The 15,634-nt window shown below is 46.9% G+C and carries 17 protein-coding genes; 13 read left to right on the top strand and 4 right to left on the bottom strand.

Features of this window, described 5'->3' with window-relative positions:
- Positions 1-54: 54 nt before the first annotated feature.
- Positions 55-1,812 carry a cell division protein gene (locus ACI31H_RS01710; protein ID WP_439770274.1) on the bottom strand — a complete coding sequence of 586 codons (1,758 nt, stop codon included), beginning with the start codon at positions 1,810-1,812 and terminating at the stop codon, positions 55-57.
- 158 nt (positions 1,813-1,970) lie between these two features.
- On the opposite strand from ACI31H_RS01710, the gene ACI31H_RS01715 reads away from it, so the two are divergent.
- From ACI31H_RS01715 to ACI31H_RS01725, 3 genes are all read left to right on the top strand, one after another.
- A complete protein-coding gene (locus ACI31H_RS01715) occupies positions 1,971-2,921 on the top strand; it encodes an AEC family transporter (protein WP_439770275.1) in 951 nt (316 codons plus the stop codon).
- Positions 2,922-2,985: 64 nt separating this feature from the next.
- Complete coding sequence (locus ACI31H_RS01720; RefSeq protein ID WP_439770276.1) at positions 2,986-3,669, top strand: 2,3-bisphosphoglycerate-dependent phosphoglycerate mutase; 684 nt, start codon at positions 2,986-2,988, stop codon at positions 3,667-3,669.
- Position 3,670: 1 nt separating this feature from the next.
- Complete coding sequence (locus ACI31H_RS01725; protein WP_439770277.1) at positions 3,671-4,537, top strand: prolyl oligopeptidase family serine peptidase; 867 nt, start codon at positions 3,671-3,673, stop codon at positions 4,535-4,537.
- Between the two features lie 168 nt (positions 4,538-4,705).
- On the opposite strand, the gene ACI31H_RS01730 is transcribed toward ACI31H_RS01725, so the two are convergent.
- The 3 genes from ACI31H_RS01730 to ACI31H_RS01740 form a co-directional block, all read right to left on the bottom strand.
- Complete coding sequence (locus ACI31H_RS01730) at positions 4,706-6,046, bottom strand: aminopeptidase C (protein ID WP_439770278.1); 1,341 nt, start codon at positions 6,044-6,046, stop codon at positions 4,706-4,708.
- 216 nt (positions 6,047-6,262) lie between these two features.
- Positions 6,263-6,946 (bottom strand): ribose-5-phosphate isomerase RpiA, encoded by a 684-nt coding sequence (rpiA, locus tag ACI31H_RS01735; RefSeq protein WP_439770279.1) that lies wholly within the window; start codon positions 6,944-6,946, stop codon positions 6,263-6,265.
- Positions 6,947-6,958: 12 nt separating this feature from the next.
- Positions 6,959-7,249 (bottom strand): GNAT family N-acetyltransferase, encoded by a 291-nt coding sequence (locus ACI31H_RS01740; RefSeq protein ID WP_439770280.1) that lies wholly within the window; start codon positions 7,247-7,249, stop codon positions 6,959-6,961.
- Between the two features lie 127 nt (positions 7,250-7,376).
- On the opposite strand from ACI31H_RS01740, the gene ACI31H_RS01745 reads away from it, so the two are divergent.
- The 10 genes from ACI31H_RS01745 (at position 7,377) to nusG (ending at position 15,526) form a co-directional block, all read left to right on the top strand.
- Positions 7,377-7,913, top strand: a complete 537-nt coding sequence (locus tag ACI31H_RS01745) for a dUTP diphosphatase (protein ID WP_439770281.1) — start codon at positions 7,377-7,379, stop codon at positions 7,911-7,913.
- A gap of 12 nt (positions 7,914-7,925) precedes the next feature.
- On the top strand, positions 7,926-9,299 hold the full coding sequence (radA, locus tag ACI31H_RS01750) for a DNA repair protein RadA (RefSeq protein ID WP_439770282.1): 1,374 nt from the start codon (positions 7,926-7,928) through the stop codon (positions 9,297-9,299).
- 15 nt (positions 9,300-9,314) lie between these two features.
- Positions 9,315-10,475 carry a PIN/TRAM domain-containing protein gene (locus ACI31H_RS01755; RefSeq protein ID WP_439770283.1) on the top strand — a complete coding sequence of 387 codons (1,161 nt, stop codon included), beginning with the start codon at positions 9,315-9,317 and terminating at the stop codon, positions 10,473-10,475.
- A 414-nt stretch (positions 10,476-10,889) separates the two neighbouring features.
- Complete coding sequence (gene cysS, locus ACI31H_RS01760; protein ID WP_439770284.1) at positions 10,890-12,302, top strand: cysteine--tRNA ligase; 1,413 nt, start codon at positions 10,890-10,892, stop codon at positions 12,300-12,302.
- An 11-nt stretch (positions 12,303-12,313) separates the two neighbouring features.
- A complete protein-coding gene (locus tag ACI31H_RS01765) occupies positions 12,314-12,727 on the top strand; it encodes a Mini-ribonuclease 3 (protein ID WP_439770285.1) in 414 nt (137 codons plus the stop codon).
- Complete coding sequence (rlmB, locus tag ACI31H_RS01770) at positions 12,717-13,469, top strand: 23S rRNA (guanosine(2251)-2'-O)-methyltransferase RlmB (RefSeq protein WP_439770286.1); 753 nt, start codon at positions 12,717-12,719, stop codon at positions 13,467-13,469. Before ACI31H_RS01765 ends, rlmB begins: the two co-directional genes overlap by 11 nt.
- 420 nt (positions 13,470-13,889) lie before the next feature.
- Complete coding sequence (locus ACI31H_RS01775; protein WP_439770287.1) at positions 13,890-14,468, top strand: sigma-70 family RNA polymerase sigma factor; 579 nt, start codon at positions 13,890-13,892, stop codon at positions 14,466-14,468.
- A 69-nt stretch (positions 14,469-14,537) separates the two neighbouring features.
- The gene (rpmG, locus tag ACI31H_RS01780; RefSeq protein ID WP_283587803.1) at positions 14,538-14,687 is read left to right on the top strand and encodes a 50S ribosomal protein L33; all 150 of its coding nucleotides are present in this window, start codon (positions 14,538-14,540) and stop codon (positions 14,685-14,687) included.
- Positions 14,688-14,699: 12 nt separating this feature from the next.
- Complete coding sequence (gene secE, locus ACI31H_RS01785) at positions 14,700-14,876, top strand: preprotein translocase subunit SecE (protein WP_289560900.1); 177 nt, start codon at positions 14,700-14,702, stop codon at positions 14,874-14,876.
- Between the two features lie 104 nt (positions 14,877-14,980).
- Positions 14,981-15,526, top strand: a complete 546-nt coding sequence (gene nusG / locus ACI31H_RS01790) for a transcription termination/antitermination protein NusG (protein ID WP_289560902.1) — start codon at positions 14,981-14,983, stop codon at positions 15,524-15,526.
- Positions 15,527-15,634: the final 108 nt, after the last annotated feature.

A 15,634-nucleotide genomic window follows, 5' to 3' on the forward strand; every position in this document is an offset into this window, starting at 1 on the left:
TTTTTGCTTAATCTGCGTCATTAAATTTGTTCAAGTTATTTATTGCAATCTGCCTTAATGAATAATTTGCTGATATTTCTGCGGCAGCCAGAGCAGGCTCCGGTAAAAGCCATAAGCAAGGAAGATTACCAGACCGATTAATGCGACCGTTAGGAGGACGGTAAACCATGTTGCCTGATGGAAACTGAGGACCGCGGTGTTATTACCCCGTCGCTGTTGAACGTAGGGGGCACCAACCCGGGAACGCTGGTAGTTTTGGAGGTGGTGACCATTAACGACTAATTGGGATTCATGGTAGGTAATCACGGGGAGGCGAACCTTACCAGCTCGCTTGGCCTTCCAGGAGAGTTGAAGCCGGCCGTGGGACAAGACCGTATGTTTAAAGTGTCGTGCTGGGCGAATTACTTGGTCCTGGTAGGCATAGGAACGGACATAGAAACGATGGAGGTACTTCTTGGGAATCGGTAGATAGTCTGGTGCCCGTTTTTCAACCTTTAACAGTAACTGACCGGGGTAGTCGGTATGGACCGACCGACGGAGACTTTTAGAATTGTTAGTAACCCAGGCAAGTGCGGTGGAGGTATTGAGCACTTCGTCCGATTCGTAAATGGCCGTACGACGAAAGACAATGGTTGTGGTGGGAATTGCCACTTGAAAGAGGGTAAATAGTAGTAATCCGGTAATGAGCCGTGACCGCAACTCGCTCCGTGGTGTTCGGTCAACTAACTGCTGGCAACTAATGGCTAGTCCGGTAAGCAGCAGGGGGTAGGCGATGACTGTGAGGCGGCTCGGAAATTGAAGTGTTGTTTGAAGTGTCGGTAACACCTGTTGAATTGTTGTCCAGGGAAACCAGGTTGAACTGATTAAGAGGATCATGGCACCCATAATGGTGACCATGCTATTAACCAGTGATCGTCTAAAATTAAAGAGGACGTAGAGGAGTTGGAGGATAAAAAGAAGCCAGCAAAAGTAAATGAGGTAGTCACGCGCACTGCTGAATTGGGACGGCTTTAGCGCGTTAATGTTCATATCAAACGGGGCGGGCTGAGCAATGTGATTATGGAGGTTAAGCATCAATAGGGCCCCCCAGACATTTCCCGTCAAAATAATAGTTGTAATGACGGCCTTAGCGGTTTCCCAGATCATTGGGCCGCGTTGGCTGGTACGGATGAGGCCAACGATAAAGAAGGGGATTAGAGTGAGGGTAAAGAAAATTGAGCTAAGCAGGTGGATCTGAATGATAGTTACCATCAGGGCGGTTAAGGATAGCCAATGGACTGGTTGGTGCTGATCGGTAATCATTGTTAAACCGACCATGACCATGTAGGGCGCCAGGGCTGCTCCCCAGGCATTCATGTTTTGCGCCAGTTCCCAGCGGGGGAGCCAGCCAATGCACAGAAAGATTAAACTAACTAGGAGCGCAATCCGTCGGCCAGCCCGGGCCTTGATCGCCAGTTGGTACATACCGACGCCACCGATAAAGTAAACCAGAAAACTGGAAATAATCTGGTAACGGAACCAAGTTCCCACTAATCCTAGTAGGATCCCGTTAAGGTAGGCAAAGAAGGGGCCATAGACGGCGTTAATTACCCGGCCACTTTGCTGAAAGGAATAATTGCTTTGGAAGTAACTCCAGTTTCCCAGCTGAATCTGCTTAGCAGCATCGTAAAAACGGTTAAAGTGAAAAATCGAATCGGTACCGAGAATCATTCCGTGCGAAATGATTTGCGGATACATAATGATGTAGATCATCAACGCGATTGCAAGGTAGGGGAGGGCCCAATTAATTAACTTTTGACATTTTACTTTCATTCTTTATCTCTCATTTCACAAACATTAATACTATTATAAGACAACATTTACTAACCACGCCGGGTAATCAACCCTTTTCTATTTAAATTAACCGCGCAAAGCAGCAGAGCTGTTGTACAATAAACGGTATATCTAGAGAGAAAGTAGATGAGAGAAGAATGTTAACAATCTTCCTGTCAGCTGTATCCGGAGTCCTGATTATCTTAATTATGGTTGTCGTGGGTTTCGTGATGAATGAGCGGGGATGGTTTAGTGCAGAGTCATCGCGGATTATTTCCCGCCTGGTTACCCAGGTTTCCTTACCGTGTTATATGGTAACGACGATCATGCACGACTTTTCCGCCAACCAGCTTAAAACACTATTACCTGACCTTCGCTACCCAGTAATTTCAATGATCATTCTTTTTGCATTGTCATTTGCGGTGGCCCGGGCAATCGGTATCAAACGGTCCCATATTGGCCTCTTTTCCTCGATGTTTTTTAACTCCAACACGGTCTTTATCGGCTTGCCGATTAACTTGGCCCTGTTTGGTAATGCTTCGATTCCTTACGTATTGGTTTATTACATGGCCAATACCACCTTCTTTTGGACCTTGGGCGTTTGGTTAATTCAAAAGGACGGTTTACACGAGGCCAAGATTGATCCACTGACGGCGTTAAAGAAGATTTTTTCACCGCCGCTACTGGGTTTTATCCTTGGGGTGATCCTAGTTATCCTTCACGTTCACCTTCCAAAGTTTGTGATGAGTGACCTTTCCTACATCGGTGGTTTAACGATTCCAATGTCAATGATTTTTATTGGGATTGCGATTTCCAATGCGGGCCTGTCACGGATGCGGCTTTCCCGGGACGCTTGGGGAATTTTAATCGGCCGGTTCCTGTTGGCACCAGCCCTCATGGCCCTTTTAGTATTACCGAGTTCCATGTCACCACTGATGAAGCAAGTCTTTATCCTTCAGGCGGCGATGCCGGTAATGACTAACGCACCGGTTGTCTCTAAGCTTTACCATGCCGATGCTGACTACGCGGCGATTATGGTTACGGAGACCACGGTTTTAAGTGTCATCGTAATTCCAATCCTGATGGTGGTAATTAAGACCTTTCTCTAGAAAAATTTGATAATTTCCCGGGAAATACGCTATCATTGAAATGTTAAAAGGGAGAGCGAGAATCATGGCAGACTTAGTAATCGTACGACACGGACAGAGTCAGGCCAACCGCGATAACATTTTTACCGGGTGGACCGACGTTCCGTTGACCGCTAAAGGAATTGAACAGGGAAAGGCAGTTGGAAGGGCGCTTAGGGCGACCGGAATTCAATTTAGTGATGCTAATACCTCATACATGTCACGGGCAATTGTGACCACGAATATTATCCTCGACCAAATTGACCAGCTCTTTATTCCAATTCACAAGACCTGGCGATTAAATGAGCGTCATTATGGTGCCCTTTCTGGTCGTAACAAAGCAGTAGTGAAACAAGAAGTGGGGGCCGAGCAATTGCACCGCTGGCGGCGTGGCTATACTGAGGTACCGCCACGGTTAACGACCCGTCAGCATGACCGTCGCTATGACCGTCTAGGAATTAAAATGCCACTAAGCGAAAGCCTGGCAATGACCCAACGACGGTTATTACCGTTTTGGGAAGACCAGGTGGCACCGCGGTTATTAGATGGCAAAAACCAGTTGATCGTTGCCCACGGCAGTTCATTGCGGGCACTAATTAAGTACCTTGATCAAATCCCGGATAATGAAATTGACCAGGTGGAAGTACCAAATGGGAAACCAATCTGGTATCAATTTGATGACCACCTCCGGGTTATCAAGAAAACATTTATAACAATGGATGGTGAATAAGATGTCAATTCATGAGATAGCAAACAACCCGGAGCTAAAGGGCCAGGTACGCTTAATCGATAATGTCACCTATGCGGCAATCGACGGGCGACCATTAAAGATGGCGCTATTAGAACCCTGGACGCAACGGTACCCGCTTGAATACCAACCCAAACCACGACCGCTGATTGTCTTCGTTCAAGGAAGCTCGTGGCGTGTCGGCAAGCTGGGGGAAGAAATTCCCCAACTGGTCCAGTTTGTAAAGGCTGGCTACGTGGTGGCCACGGTTCAACACCGTAACACCTTAGACGGCTACCAGTTTCCGGCCTTCTTAGAGGACGTTAAAACGGCGATCCGCTACTTGCGTCACCGGGCGCTGAAGTTTGCTATTGATCCAGATCGGGTTGCAATCTGGGGAACCTCGTCTGGTGCAAACGCCGCCATGCTAGTCGGGTTAACCGGCGATGACCCGCGGTATACTGGCCACTTTTACCAGACCGAATCAGACCGGGTTAATGCAGTGGTGAGCTGCTTTGCACCGATGGACGTTAAAGATACCTTTGAATACACGGCCGCTATTCCGGGAAGTGAACTTTTGAAGTTTTGCTTGCTCGGAATGGATAAGCAAAAGTGGCCAGCAATTGAGGCTGCAATGAGTCCGCTGGATCAGGTTAAGCCTGGCCAGGATTATCCGCCGTTTTTGCTGATGCATGGGGATGGGGATAAAATTGTCCCTTACCACCAAATGGAAGATATGTATGATAAGTTGACCGCGCAGGGTTATGAAGTAGAGGCCTACCGGGTCAAGGGTGCTAACCACGAACGCGATTTTTGGAGCCCACAGGTTTACCAAATTGTGCAGAACTTTTTAGATCAAAAAATTAAGTAATGAAAGAAGCGGTGACATAACCTTTTGGATAGGGTACGTCAACGGCGTGATATACAAATAGGCGACTAGCATTCGTGAAGTCCGGATGCTGGCCGCCTATTTATATTTGCAAGAGCACACAGTCGTAAACGACTACTCCCTTGTTCTTAGTAATTTAGTCTCTCAGATTTAGGCTAAAGTTCCCATTGGATCCCATGGCTTAAGAACAATTGGCTCTTGTGCTTGTTCTTTAAGAAGCTTATCTGACAGGTACTTCTTGTTAATGACGATTTGGAAGCAGTACTGGTCCATCCAGTCGTCACTCATGACGAAGTAGCCCTTGTGGCCGACCTTGTTACCCCATGAGTTTTCGACCTTCCACTTGGTTGGCTTATCGTCAACCAGGTCAACCCCGGTCAATACCATGGCGTGGTCCATCATGCTTTGACCGTAATCCAACATTTGCGCCTTCGTCATGTCGAGGTCAACGTCAAATAATTCGTTGTAACGGTACGTGTTGAGGGCCATAATGCCCAGCTTAGTTTCGGAGTACTTAACCACGTCGGAACCAAACCAAACACTTTCGCCGCCCTTTAGTTGGTCAATGGCTAGTTGCTTAAATTCATCCATTGGCAGGTTAAGGTGCTTGATTTGGCGCCCACCAACGACGTTACCAAGCATGTCGATGGTGTAGGTCTTGTGGTATTCCTTATCAGCAGTTGGGGCCTGGATAATTGAAACGTAGTCGTCGAGGTTCCAGCCGACGTACTTTTGGAAAAATTCCTGTGGCGTCAGGTTGGCATCCCGGTGGTATTCATTATCCTTTTTCGTCCGGTATTCAAAATCAAAGTGGGTGACCGGTTCACCAAAGGCGTAGGCTAAAATACGGTAGACCTCGTTTAGCATCTTTTGCCGGGCGGCGTTTAATTCTTGTTCGCTGGCCTGGTCCTCGTTGACCATCTTCCGTAAGATCACTGCATCGTGACGCAGCTTGTTATTTAAGACATCATTAATTCCCCGTGAGTTATTGGAATTAAATGATTCGGGCATTGTGGATTTTGGCATTACCCCGTACTTGGAAATTAAGGCACAGAGCATGTCCCACTGGCCACCGTCACTTTGGGGAGCAGCCATTAGCCAGGAAACCTTCCGGCTGTCGGCAGCCTTATTAGCAGTCTTAATAACGTTTTCGTAGAAGTAGTTGGCCTTTTCAAACTTGTCCCAGAAGAACTGGTAGGATTGGGAAAGCTCAAAGTCATCCGGCAGGTTAAACTTGGCCTGCATGTCATGACGCATGGTATTAAGGGCCGCAAACATCCAGCAACGACCAGATTGCTTCTGGTCGGCAACGTTCCCCGTCTTCAGGTCAATGGAGAAGTGGGGGGTATCATCAGCAATGGAGTGCCAGTCGAAACTGGCATTGCGGACACCATTCTTAGTGACGGCCCGTTCTAAAACCTTACTATCGCGCCGGTTATTATAGTCGGCACGGAAGTTAGCAATATCATCATTGGAAATTGAAAAGCTCATTGCAAAATCCTCCTTAATGTCGTTATCAACTATTATAGAACAAAAGAATGGCCCAGCACTAGCATCTGTTCTTCTACGAGAAAATATAGAGGGGGTGGGTGTGTGACAGAAATCGTTGACGGCATGAAGTAATCTCTGTAAGTACAAATAGGGCGCCAAGCGTTCGGATCTTTCCGAATGCTTGACGCCCTATTTGTAGACTGTACTGACGAATTTTTACCGTGCGTGTAAGATCTTAGGCCCGTTTTGGGTACCGACGATAACGTCGTTGACCCGGTTTAAGAAGAGGCCAGTTTCAATGACCCCTACCATGTGGATCAGTTCATCGGCCAGTTGTTCGGGCTGGTCAATTTCACCGAGGTGGAGGTCGATGATGTAGTTATTTTCGTCGGTCCGGAACTTTTGCTCGCCGTCCATCCGCCAAGTAGGGTGGTAGCCCTTCTTTTCTAAACGGTTGAAGACCAGTTGAGCACCAAATGGGACCACTTCAACCGGCAATGGGAACTTGCCAAGTTGGTGTACGAGCTTGCTTTCATCTACGATCCAAATAATCTTGTTAGAAGCGTTGGCGACAATCTTTTCCCAGAGGAGGGCACCACCGCCACCCTTGATACCTTGGAAGTCATCGCTAACCTCGTCGGCACCATCGATACAAAGGTCAATGTGGTCGATTTCGTCGATATCCTTGATGGTAATCCCCAGTTCCTGGGCCTGCTTAGCGGTCCGGCGGGAAGTAGTAACCCCCGTGATGTCCGTTAAGTTACCGGCCTGGACCTGCTTGCCCAGTTCGTCTACCATGTAGCGAACCGTTGAACCGGTTCCCAGTCCAACCGTCATCCCAGATTTAATGTACTTGACCGATTCGCGGCCAGTTTGTGCTTTTAGTTCGTCTTGATTCATTTAGTTTCCTCCTTAATTCATCCGATCCTTTGGTAAGAGCAGCTTCTGATATTCCGGATGACGGCGAAATTCCGCCTTGGCAAACGGGCACATCAGTTTTACCGTTAACTGTTGCTGGGTAGCGTACTCGACAAAGTGTTTAACGAGGTCGTTTGCAATTCCCTGCCCGCGAAAGTCGGGATTAACAAAGACCCGCTCGACGACAACCCGGTTAGCGGCAACTGCTGGGAAGCTCAATTCTCCAATTAGCGGATGAAATTGGTCCCGTGCAATCAGTTTATTACCTTCAACAACAAATTCCATAGAATCACATCCATTCAAGATTAATTTTCAATAAAGTCGGTAGAAAAGTCAAGCTAAGCAATACCAATGGAATCTAAACTATCTTATAATACAATGATAGTAATTTAAAATAGCTGGAGTGAGAAAAATGAAACGGGGATTCGAAATTGTTTCAACGAAACGCAACCAGGGCCTTAACTTGCCACAACGGCAGACGACCCAGGCTGCTGGCTACGACTTTGCGGCGGCCGAAGACTTCACCTTACCATCCATTTGGAAGGGGAATTTTTTGAAGACGCTTTGGAAGTTGCACGAACAAAAAACGGTGAGTGCAGCTGACTTTCAAGCGGCCGATGCCTGCTTAAAGCCGTATTTAGTACCGACCGGGATTAAGGCCTACATGCAGGCGGGAGAATTCTTGTTACTAGCCAACCGGTCAAGTGGCCCATTAAAGCGCCGGTTAGTCTTACCTAACGGGGTCGGGATTGTTGACGCCGACTACTATAATAATGAAGGCAATGAGGGCGAAATCTTCTTCCAATTAATTAATTATGGCCTCCGGGATTACCATATCAAGAAGGGAGAGCGGATCGGTCAAGGGATTTTTATGCCCTACCTGTTAGCAGATGGCGAGACGGCGCCCCGGGCCCAGCGAACAGGTGGCTTTGGATCAACGCAAAAGTAAGGAGCATTATTGATGGCAAAAGTGCGGACACAGTATGTTTGTCAAAATTGTGGCTATAATTCACCACGCTATTTAGGACGGTGTCCCAACTGTGGCGAATGGAATAGCCTAGTCGAAGAACAAGTTCAATCGACGTCAGGGGCTAAAAAACACGCGACAACCACGTTAACCGGGTTAGTTGCCAAGCCGCAAAAAATTAGCGAAATTAACAGTAAGGAAACCCCGCGGATCAAGACCCGGTTAAACGAACTAAACCGGGTCCTTGGTGGCGGGATTGTCCCTGGGTCATTGATCCTTATTGGTGGTGACCCGGGAATCGGGAAGTCGACGCTTCTACTCCAGGTTTCGGGGCAGTTGAGTGACGACCACCACCGGGTTTTATATGTCTCTGGTGAAGAAAGTGGTACCCAGATTAAGATGCGGGCGGAACGACTCGGCGTGGCTGGGGATGAATTCTATGTCTATCCAGAAACCAACATGGATAGTATTAAGGAAACAATTCGCAACATTAAGCCGGAGTTTGTGGTGATTGACTCTGTTCAGACCATGCAGGCGACCGATGTCAGCTCGGCAATCGGTAGTGTCTCCCAGATTCGGGAAGTAACGGCACAGTTAATGCAGATTGCTAAGAGTAATAACATTACCATCTTTGTGGTGGGCCACGTGACCAAGGGGGGAGCCTTAGCGGGGCCAAAGATCTTGGAACACATGGTGGACACGGTCCTTTACTTTGAAGGGGACCTTCACCATACCTACCGGATCCTTCGTTCTGTTAAAAACCGGTTTGGTTCAACTAATGAGCTGGGGATCTTTGAAATGCACACTAACGGCCTGAGTGAGGTTAAGAATCCTTCAGAAATTTTCCTAGAAGAGCGATTAAAGGATGCTACCGGGTCCGCCGTGGTAGTTTCTCTAGAAGGAACCCGGCCAATTTTAGTCGAGATCCAGGCATTAGTAACCCCCACTGTTTACGGTAATGCCCAGCGGACTGCTACCGGTTTGAGCCGAAACAGAGTATCATTAATTATGGCGGTACTGGAAAAGCGCGCTAACCTGATGTTACAAAACCAGGATGCCTACCTGAAGGCAGCAGGGGGCGTTAAGCTGGACGAACCAGCAATTGACCTGGCAATCGCAATTAGTATTGCGTCTAGTTACCGCGACAAGGGAACCCGGCCGGCCGATGCCTTCGTAGGTGAAGTCGGGCTGACCGGTGAGATTCGCCGGGTAAACCGGATTGAGCAACGGGTAGCGGAAGCGCAAAAACTCGGTTTTGAACGAATCTTTATTCCTAAAAATAACTTAAAGGGCTGGAACCCACCGACCGGAATTGAAGTGGTCGGCGTCACAACGCTACGTGAAGCGTTACGACTGGCCCTTAATTAAGGAGGGATGCATTTAATGCTGAAACGAATTATTCGCTTGATTTATATCGTTTTGGGGGCCACGGTTGGTTTTTACTACCTGCCCCTGTTCTGGGATATTTTAAATTGGCGGTTAGACCCGGCCGTGTTGGTATTTATGGATATCGCAATTGGTGCAATTATTTTCTGGCTATTATCCTTAGTACTCGTAAAACCAACCGTTAAGGTTATCCACCAAGTTGAACATGACCTCACGAGTAAGAGCCCGATCTATATTTTCTTTGGGGCATTACTGACAATTCTGGGCCTGGTATTAGCCGTCTTGATCTCAATCCCCCTATGGCGGACCCGGATTCCGGTCATCAACAATGTGTTACCAATTTTACTAATGGTGGTCTTTAGTTATTATGGCTTTCAAATTGGGACCTCGCGGTTAGATGAATGGAAGAATTTAGCATTTATCCGGCATAATAAGGACAATGGTGACAAAAACAGTGTGATTAAACGTCAGGATGCCAACTATCACCATTACAAGATCCTGGATACTAATATTTTGATTGATGGTCGTATCTACGACCTGGTTAAGACGGGGTTCTTGGAAGGAACCCTACTGGTACCAAATTTTGTTCTCTATGAACTACAGTACATCGCGGACTCGGGCGAAAGTATTAAGCGGGTGCGGGGACGGCGCGGTTTGGATATTTTAAATAAACTGCGGAAGGAAAAGATCGTTCCCATTGAGATGTACGATGGTGACTTTGAGGATATTCCTGAGGTGGACAGTAAGTTAATTGCCCTGGCCAAGAAGGTTGATGGGGCCATTGTTACTAATGACTACAACCTAAATAAGGTTATCCAATTCCAAAACGTTGATGTATTGAACATCAATAACCTGGCAAAATCATTACGCCCCCGGGTAATTCCTGGCGAGAAGCTAAAGGTGGTCGTTGTCAAGAAGGGGACGGAACGGCAACAAGGGGTTGCCTACCTTGATGACGGTACAATGGTCGTCGTTGAGGACGGACGTTTCTTTATGAACAAGCCCATTGAAGTCGAAGTCACTAGTGCCCTGCAGACCGATGCTGGTCGGATGATCTTTGCCCGTCCACTGCATTCACAGCGGGGAATTGACAATCAGAGTTCAAGTGACGACTCGTCAGCTAAGTCCAAGCCTAAGCAAGGTAAGGATAAAAAATAATTACTAGTAGGTAGTGTTCCTACGAATAATAAGTAAGGCCCCAAGCATTTCCGGATGCTTGGGGCCTTTTTATATATTATTAACCACAAAAAAAGAGATAGCTTGGGAGGTGCTATCTCATTAGGGAGTATTACGATAATCTTGGGGGAGATTTCGTAAGTTATTCATTTTTCGGTTACTATTGGGAGGAGTAATTGAAAAATAATAGGTTTCATTGATGTAGTAAAGATTAGCTCCTTGCTACGGTTATTATAGTACCAATAGAATGTGAAGAAAGTATGACTAAAAGGTCAAGGATTTGTAAACCAATTAAAATTACCGAAGCACGCCTTGATAATTCTGCTTAGCAAGTGAATGTGGTAAAATTATTGGGAAACTGAGAATTAGTAATTCAAACGATGGGAGAAGATTAATGTGCTAACAATTTACAATACTTTAACGCGGAAAAAGGAAGAGTTTAAACCATTACATCCGGGTGTTGTTAATATGTACGTCTGTGGCCCCACCGTTTATAACTACATTCACATTGGAAATGCGCGGAGTGCCATTGCCTTTGACACCGTTCGGCGCTACCTGGAATTTAAGGGTTACCAGGTTAACTACGTTTCTAACTTTACGGACGTTGATGATAAGATGATCAAGGAAGCCCACGCCGAGGGTATCACAGTTCCCCAGCTGGCGGCCAAGTTTATTAAGGCCTTTATGGAGGATACGACGGCGATCAATATTGAACCAGCTACTAAGCATCCCCGGGCAACGGAAAATATTCCCGAAATTATTAGCTTTATTCAAAAACTAGTTGATAATGGTTACGCCTACGAGAGTGCTGGTGATGTCTATTACCGCGCCCGTAAGTTTAAGCACTATGGCCAACTCTCCGGTCAATCCATTGACGACCTAGAAGTAGGGGCAAGTGAACACGTCAGTGCGGATGAGATCGGCAAGAAGGAGGATCCAATGGACTTCGCCCTGTGGAAGGCGGCTAAACCGGGTGAGATCAGCTGGGATTCACCATGGGGAAAGGGTCGTCCGGGCTGGCACATTGAATGTTCAGTAATGTCAACTAAGTACCTGGGCGAAACGATTGATATTCATGCGGGCGGTCAGGACCTGGAGTTCCCGCACCATGAAAATGAAATTGCCCAAAGTGAGGCGGCCACGGGCAAGAAATTTGTCCGTTATTGGATGCATAACGGCTTTGTCACGATTGGTAAGGACAATGAGAAGATGAGTAAGTCCTTACATAATTTTGTGACTGTTCACGATATTATCAAGACGGTTGATCCCCAAGTACTACGCTTCTTTATGGCAACAACGCAATACCGGCGGCCTATCCAATACAGTAAGGATAACCTGACGGATGCACAAAATAATTTGAACCATATTCAAACGGCCTATGATAATTTAGCCTATCGTAAGCAGGATGCCCAGGCAGGCGACGATGAAGCAGTTACCAAGCAGTTAGCTGATTTTACGACGCGCTTTACGGAAGTAATGGATGATGATATCAACGTCCAAAACGGGATCGCGGTAGTTTATGAATTAGTGAAGGCGGCCAATACCTATGCCCAGCGGCCAACGGTCAAACAAGCGGCCCTGCAAGCATATCAGAATAAGCTAGCCCAACTTGTCGGGATCTTTGGGATCAAGTTGGTTGCGCACAGTAATGAAATTGACGATGAACGGATCAAGCAGCTCATTGCGGAACGTAACCAGGCACGAAAGAATAAGGATTTTGCCCGTAGCGACCAAATTCGGGACGACCTTAAGAAACAGGGGATTATCTTGGAAGATACACCCCAGGGAACACGCTACAAGAAGGAGTAATTAACTGAAAAATGGAACAAGCAGATTACCGTCAACTAAACGGGATCGCCCTGGCCTATCTAGGGGATGCCGTTTATGAAGTCTTTATCCGACAACACTTATTGAGCAAGGGACTTAGTAAGCCCACTAAGCTCCAGCACCTGGCGACCCACTACGTCTCGGCGAAGGCCCAGGCAGCATTAATTGACCTTATGAAAACTGACGACCTGCTCAGTGAAGAGGAGTGGTCGTATTTTAAGCGGGGCCGGAATGCTAATAGTCATACCCATGCTAAGCACACGGCAGTATTGACCTACCGGATTTCAACCGGCTTTGAGGCCTTAATGGGCTACCTGCAGCTATCGGGCCAGCAAGACCGGTTAGCGGAATTAGCTGAATGGTGCATTCAACAGGTCGAAGAGGGGAGAACTAAGCATGAAGACTGAGAATACTGATTTTATCATTGGTCGTCATCCGGCCGTAATGGCACTGAAGGCCGACCAAGAGATTAATAAGGTCTTTATCCAGGCTGGCTTGAAGGCAGACGCAATTGCTGAAATTATTAAGCTCGCCAAGGAAAAGCGGTTAGTCATTTCGACAGTCCCGAAGACCAAGCTTGACCAGTTAACGGACCACCAAAATCACCAGGGGGTGGCGTTAGCGGTCGCAGCTTACCACTATGCTGAGATTGATGACCTTTTTGCTAATGCCCAGCAAAAGGGTGAGGATCCCTTCTTCTTGATCCTGGACGAATTGGAAGACCCGCATAACCTTGGTTCGATTATTCGGACCGCGGATGCGGCGGGTGTGCATGGAATTATTATTCCTCGTCGCCGGGCCGTGGGCCTAACCTCAGTAGTTGCGAAAACGTCGACGGGGGCCCTTGAACATGTTCCCGTTGCCCGGGTAACCAACCTGGTCCAAACTGCTAAGGAACTAAAAGACCGGGGGGTCTGGCTTTTTGGTACCGATATGAAGGGGAAGGATTACCGACAGTGGGATGCCCATGGGGCCGTTGCACTAGTAATTGGTAACGAAGGTAAGGGAATTTCTTCTTTGCTAAAGAAAAACTGCGACGAGATGCTGACAATCCCTATGATTGGTCATGTCCAGAGCCTCAATGCCAGTGTTGCTGCGGGATTATTGATCTATCAAGGGTTTAACTCCCGTCACCCCTTAGGAAAATAATATTTAGCGCTGGTAAGGGGTAGTAGTACCCCTGCTATAGATCGGCCTCAAGTATTCGGGTTTCCCAAGTGCTTGAGGCCGTTTGTGTACCGTGCTGATGACTTTTAGTCGCTATAAGAGCTCCTTCACTTATCAACTAGTCAGTAAATGATAACGCTTTCATATTTCTAAAATCACTTAGTTAGTTAATAAGGTAGATAAGGTATTAATTATTAGATTAGCGTTCGATTGGACGTTTTACTTCTGGCGTGACAGCCTTGTCCTGCTTCAGGCGGTTTGATAAATTATCAGCAGACACGTGGATTTTGCAAACTATCTGCGCCGGACTATGGGGAAGGCAAATACCATGATCCTGGCAATCAGCACCTGGCTGGTTGAAAATCGTGACGGGTCAATGCACTTATTTAGGGAGATTTACTAATGCGTTTGGATCATGAAAAGGGGAAAAACAAGGGGGAAACTCTACGGATTGGCTGGCAGAAGGTTGACGAACAGGAATTAATAGAAACCTTTCGTCGCTACTATCCGTTAGTCCGCAAGCTATGGCAGCAGTTTTTTATTCCTGACTTGGAGTTGGCCGATTGGGAGCAAGAGGCCCGGATAGTAATGGTTAAGGTGATTTTGTCTTACCATGGAGCATCGGTTGGTCAATTTAGTGGTTTTTTAAAGCAAAGTTTAGTTAACCGTATTTTAGACCTCTACCGGGCCCGGCAGGCCAATAAGCGAATTCCGGCCGGCCTCTTAGCGGCGATGACGGATAATGATACGGAGACCTTATCCGATTACCGTAATTGCCGGCCCGAGGAAATTACTTTTTGCCAGGCTAGTGTCCGTGAACTGGTGAAGGAGTGTTCGTACTTTGAGCGGGAAGTGCTAATCTGCATTCACCAGGGCTATTCGACGGCTGAAGCTGCGCATAAAATGGGGTGTAGTAAACGAAAAGTACAAAGTGCGTTAAGTCGGGCGCGGGGGAAGCTTTTGCGAATACTGATGTATTAAGACTGTGCCGACCTGCTTGCTTTCCGGTAGTCATTCGTGATAACCTTAGGAATGTGTGGAGGTGTTAGTATGTCCCAGAAAAAAGTTGCCTTGGAATGTACCAAGTGTGGTGCTCGTAACTATACGATCACTGCCAACCCTCAACGGCAAGAACGTTTAGAATTACGTAAATTCTGTAAACATTGCGGGGAATATACACTTCACCGCGAAAGTAAATAGGTGGAGGCAAACATGCACTTAATTCGTTTTATCAAAAGTGTTAACCATGAAATGAAGCTGGTTGTTTGGCCGACTGCACGGGAAAACCGCCGGGATACAACGATTGTTATTTCCCTAACCCTCTTCTTCGTGCTCTTCTTTGCCCTCTTCGACTGGCTGATTCAGTTATTGATGAAGCTATTTGTTTAGTAATTAGTGGTAAAACAAGTAGCGGTCTGTTATACTAACGGTGATGAAACTTCGTGGATCGACGAAGTTTTTTTATTTTGGCAAAATTAAAAGGAGGATTCATCGTGGAATCACATGAAAAACGTTGGTATGTGCTGCATACCTACGCCGGTTACGAAAACCGGGTGAAGAGTAACCTGGAATCACGGGCCCAATCAATGGGAATGCAAGACTACATTTTCCGGGTAGTCGTCGCTGAAGAAACTGTTCGTGAAGTCAAGGATGGTAAGGCAAAGGAAGTTGTTGAAAATACCTTCCCTGGTTACGTCCTAGTTGAGATGATCATGACTGACCAAGCATGGTACATTGCTCGTAACACCCCTGGAGTAACTGGATTCCTTGGTTCTCACGGTGGTGGTTCTAAGCCAACCCCACTCCTTCCCGAAGAGGTAGAACGGATTATGAAGCGGATGGGTGCCGATATTACGGTTAGTGATATCGACGTAAAGGAAGGCGATACGGTTAAGGTAATCGCTGGTCCATTCGCCGATTTGACTGGTAAGGTTACCGAGGTTGACCACGAAAAGCAGAAGCTGAAGGTGAACGTGGAAATGTTCGGTCGGGAGACCTCAGCTGAGCTTGGTTTCGACCAAATTGATACGGTTGAATAATTGATGATTGAATACCATGATTATTTGTGGTATTTTATTAAGGTATGCTATTGGACATACTGTGGGAGAGGTAAATTTTCTGCCTCATCATGACCACAACACGGACTA

The organism is Limosilactobacillus sp. (genome assembly GCF_051873035.1).
Taxonomy (GTDB): domain Bacteria; phylum Bacillota; class Bacilli; order Lactobacillales; family Lactobacillaceae; genus Limosilactobacillus.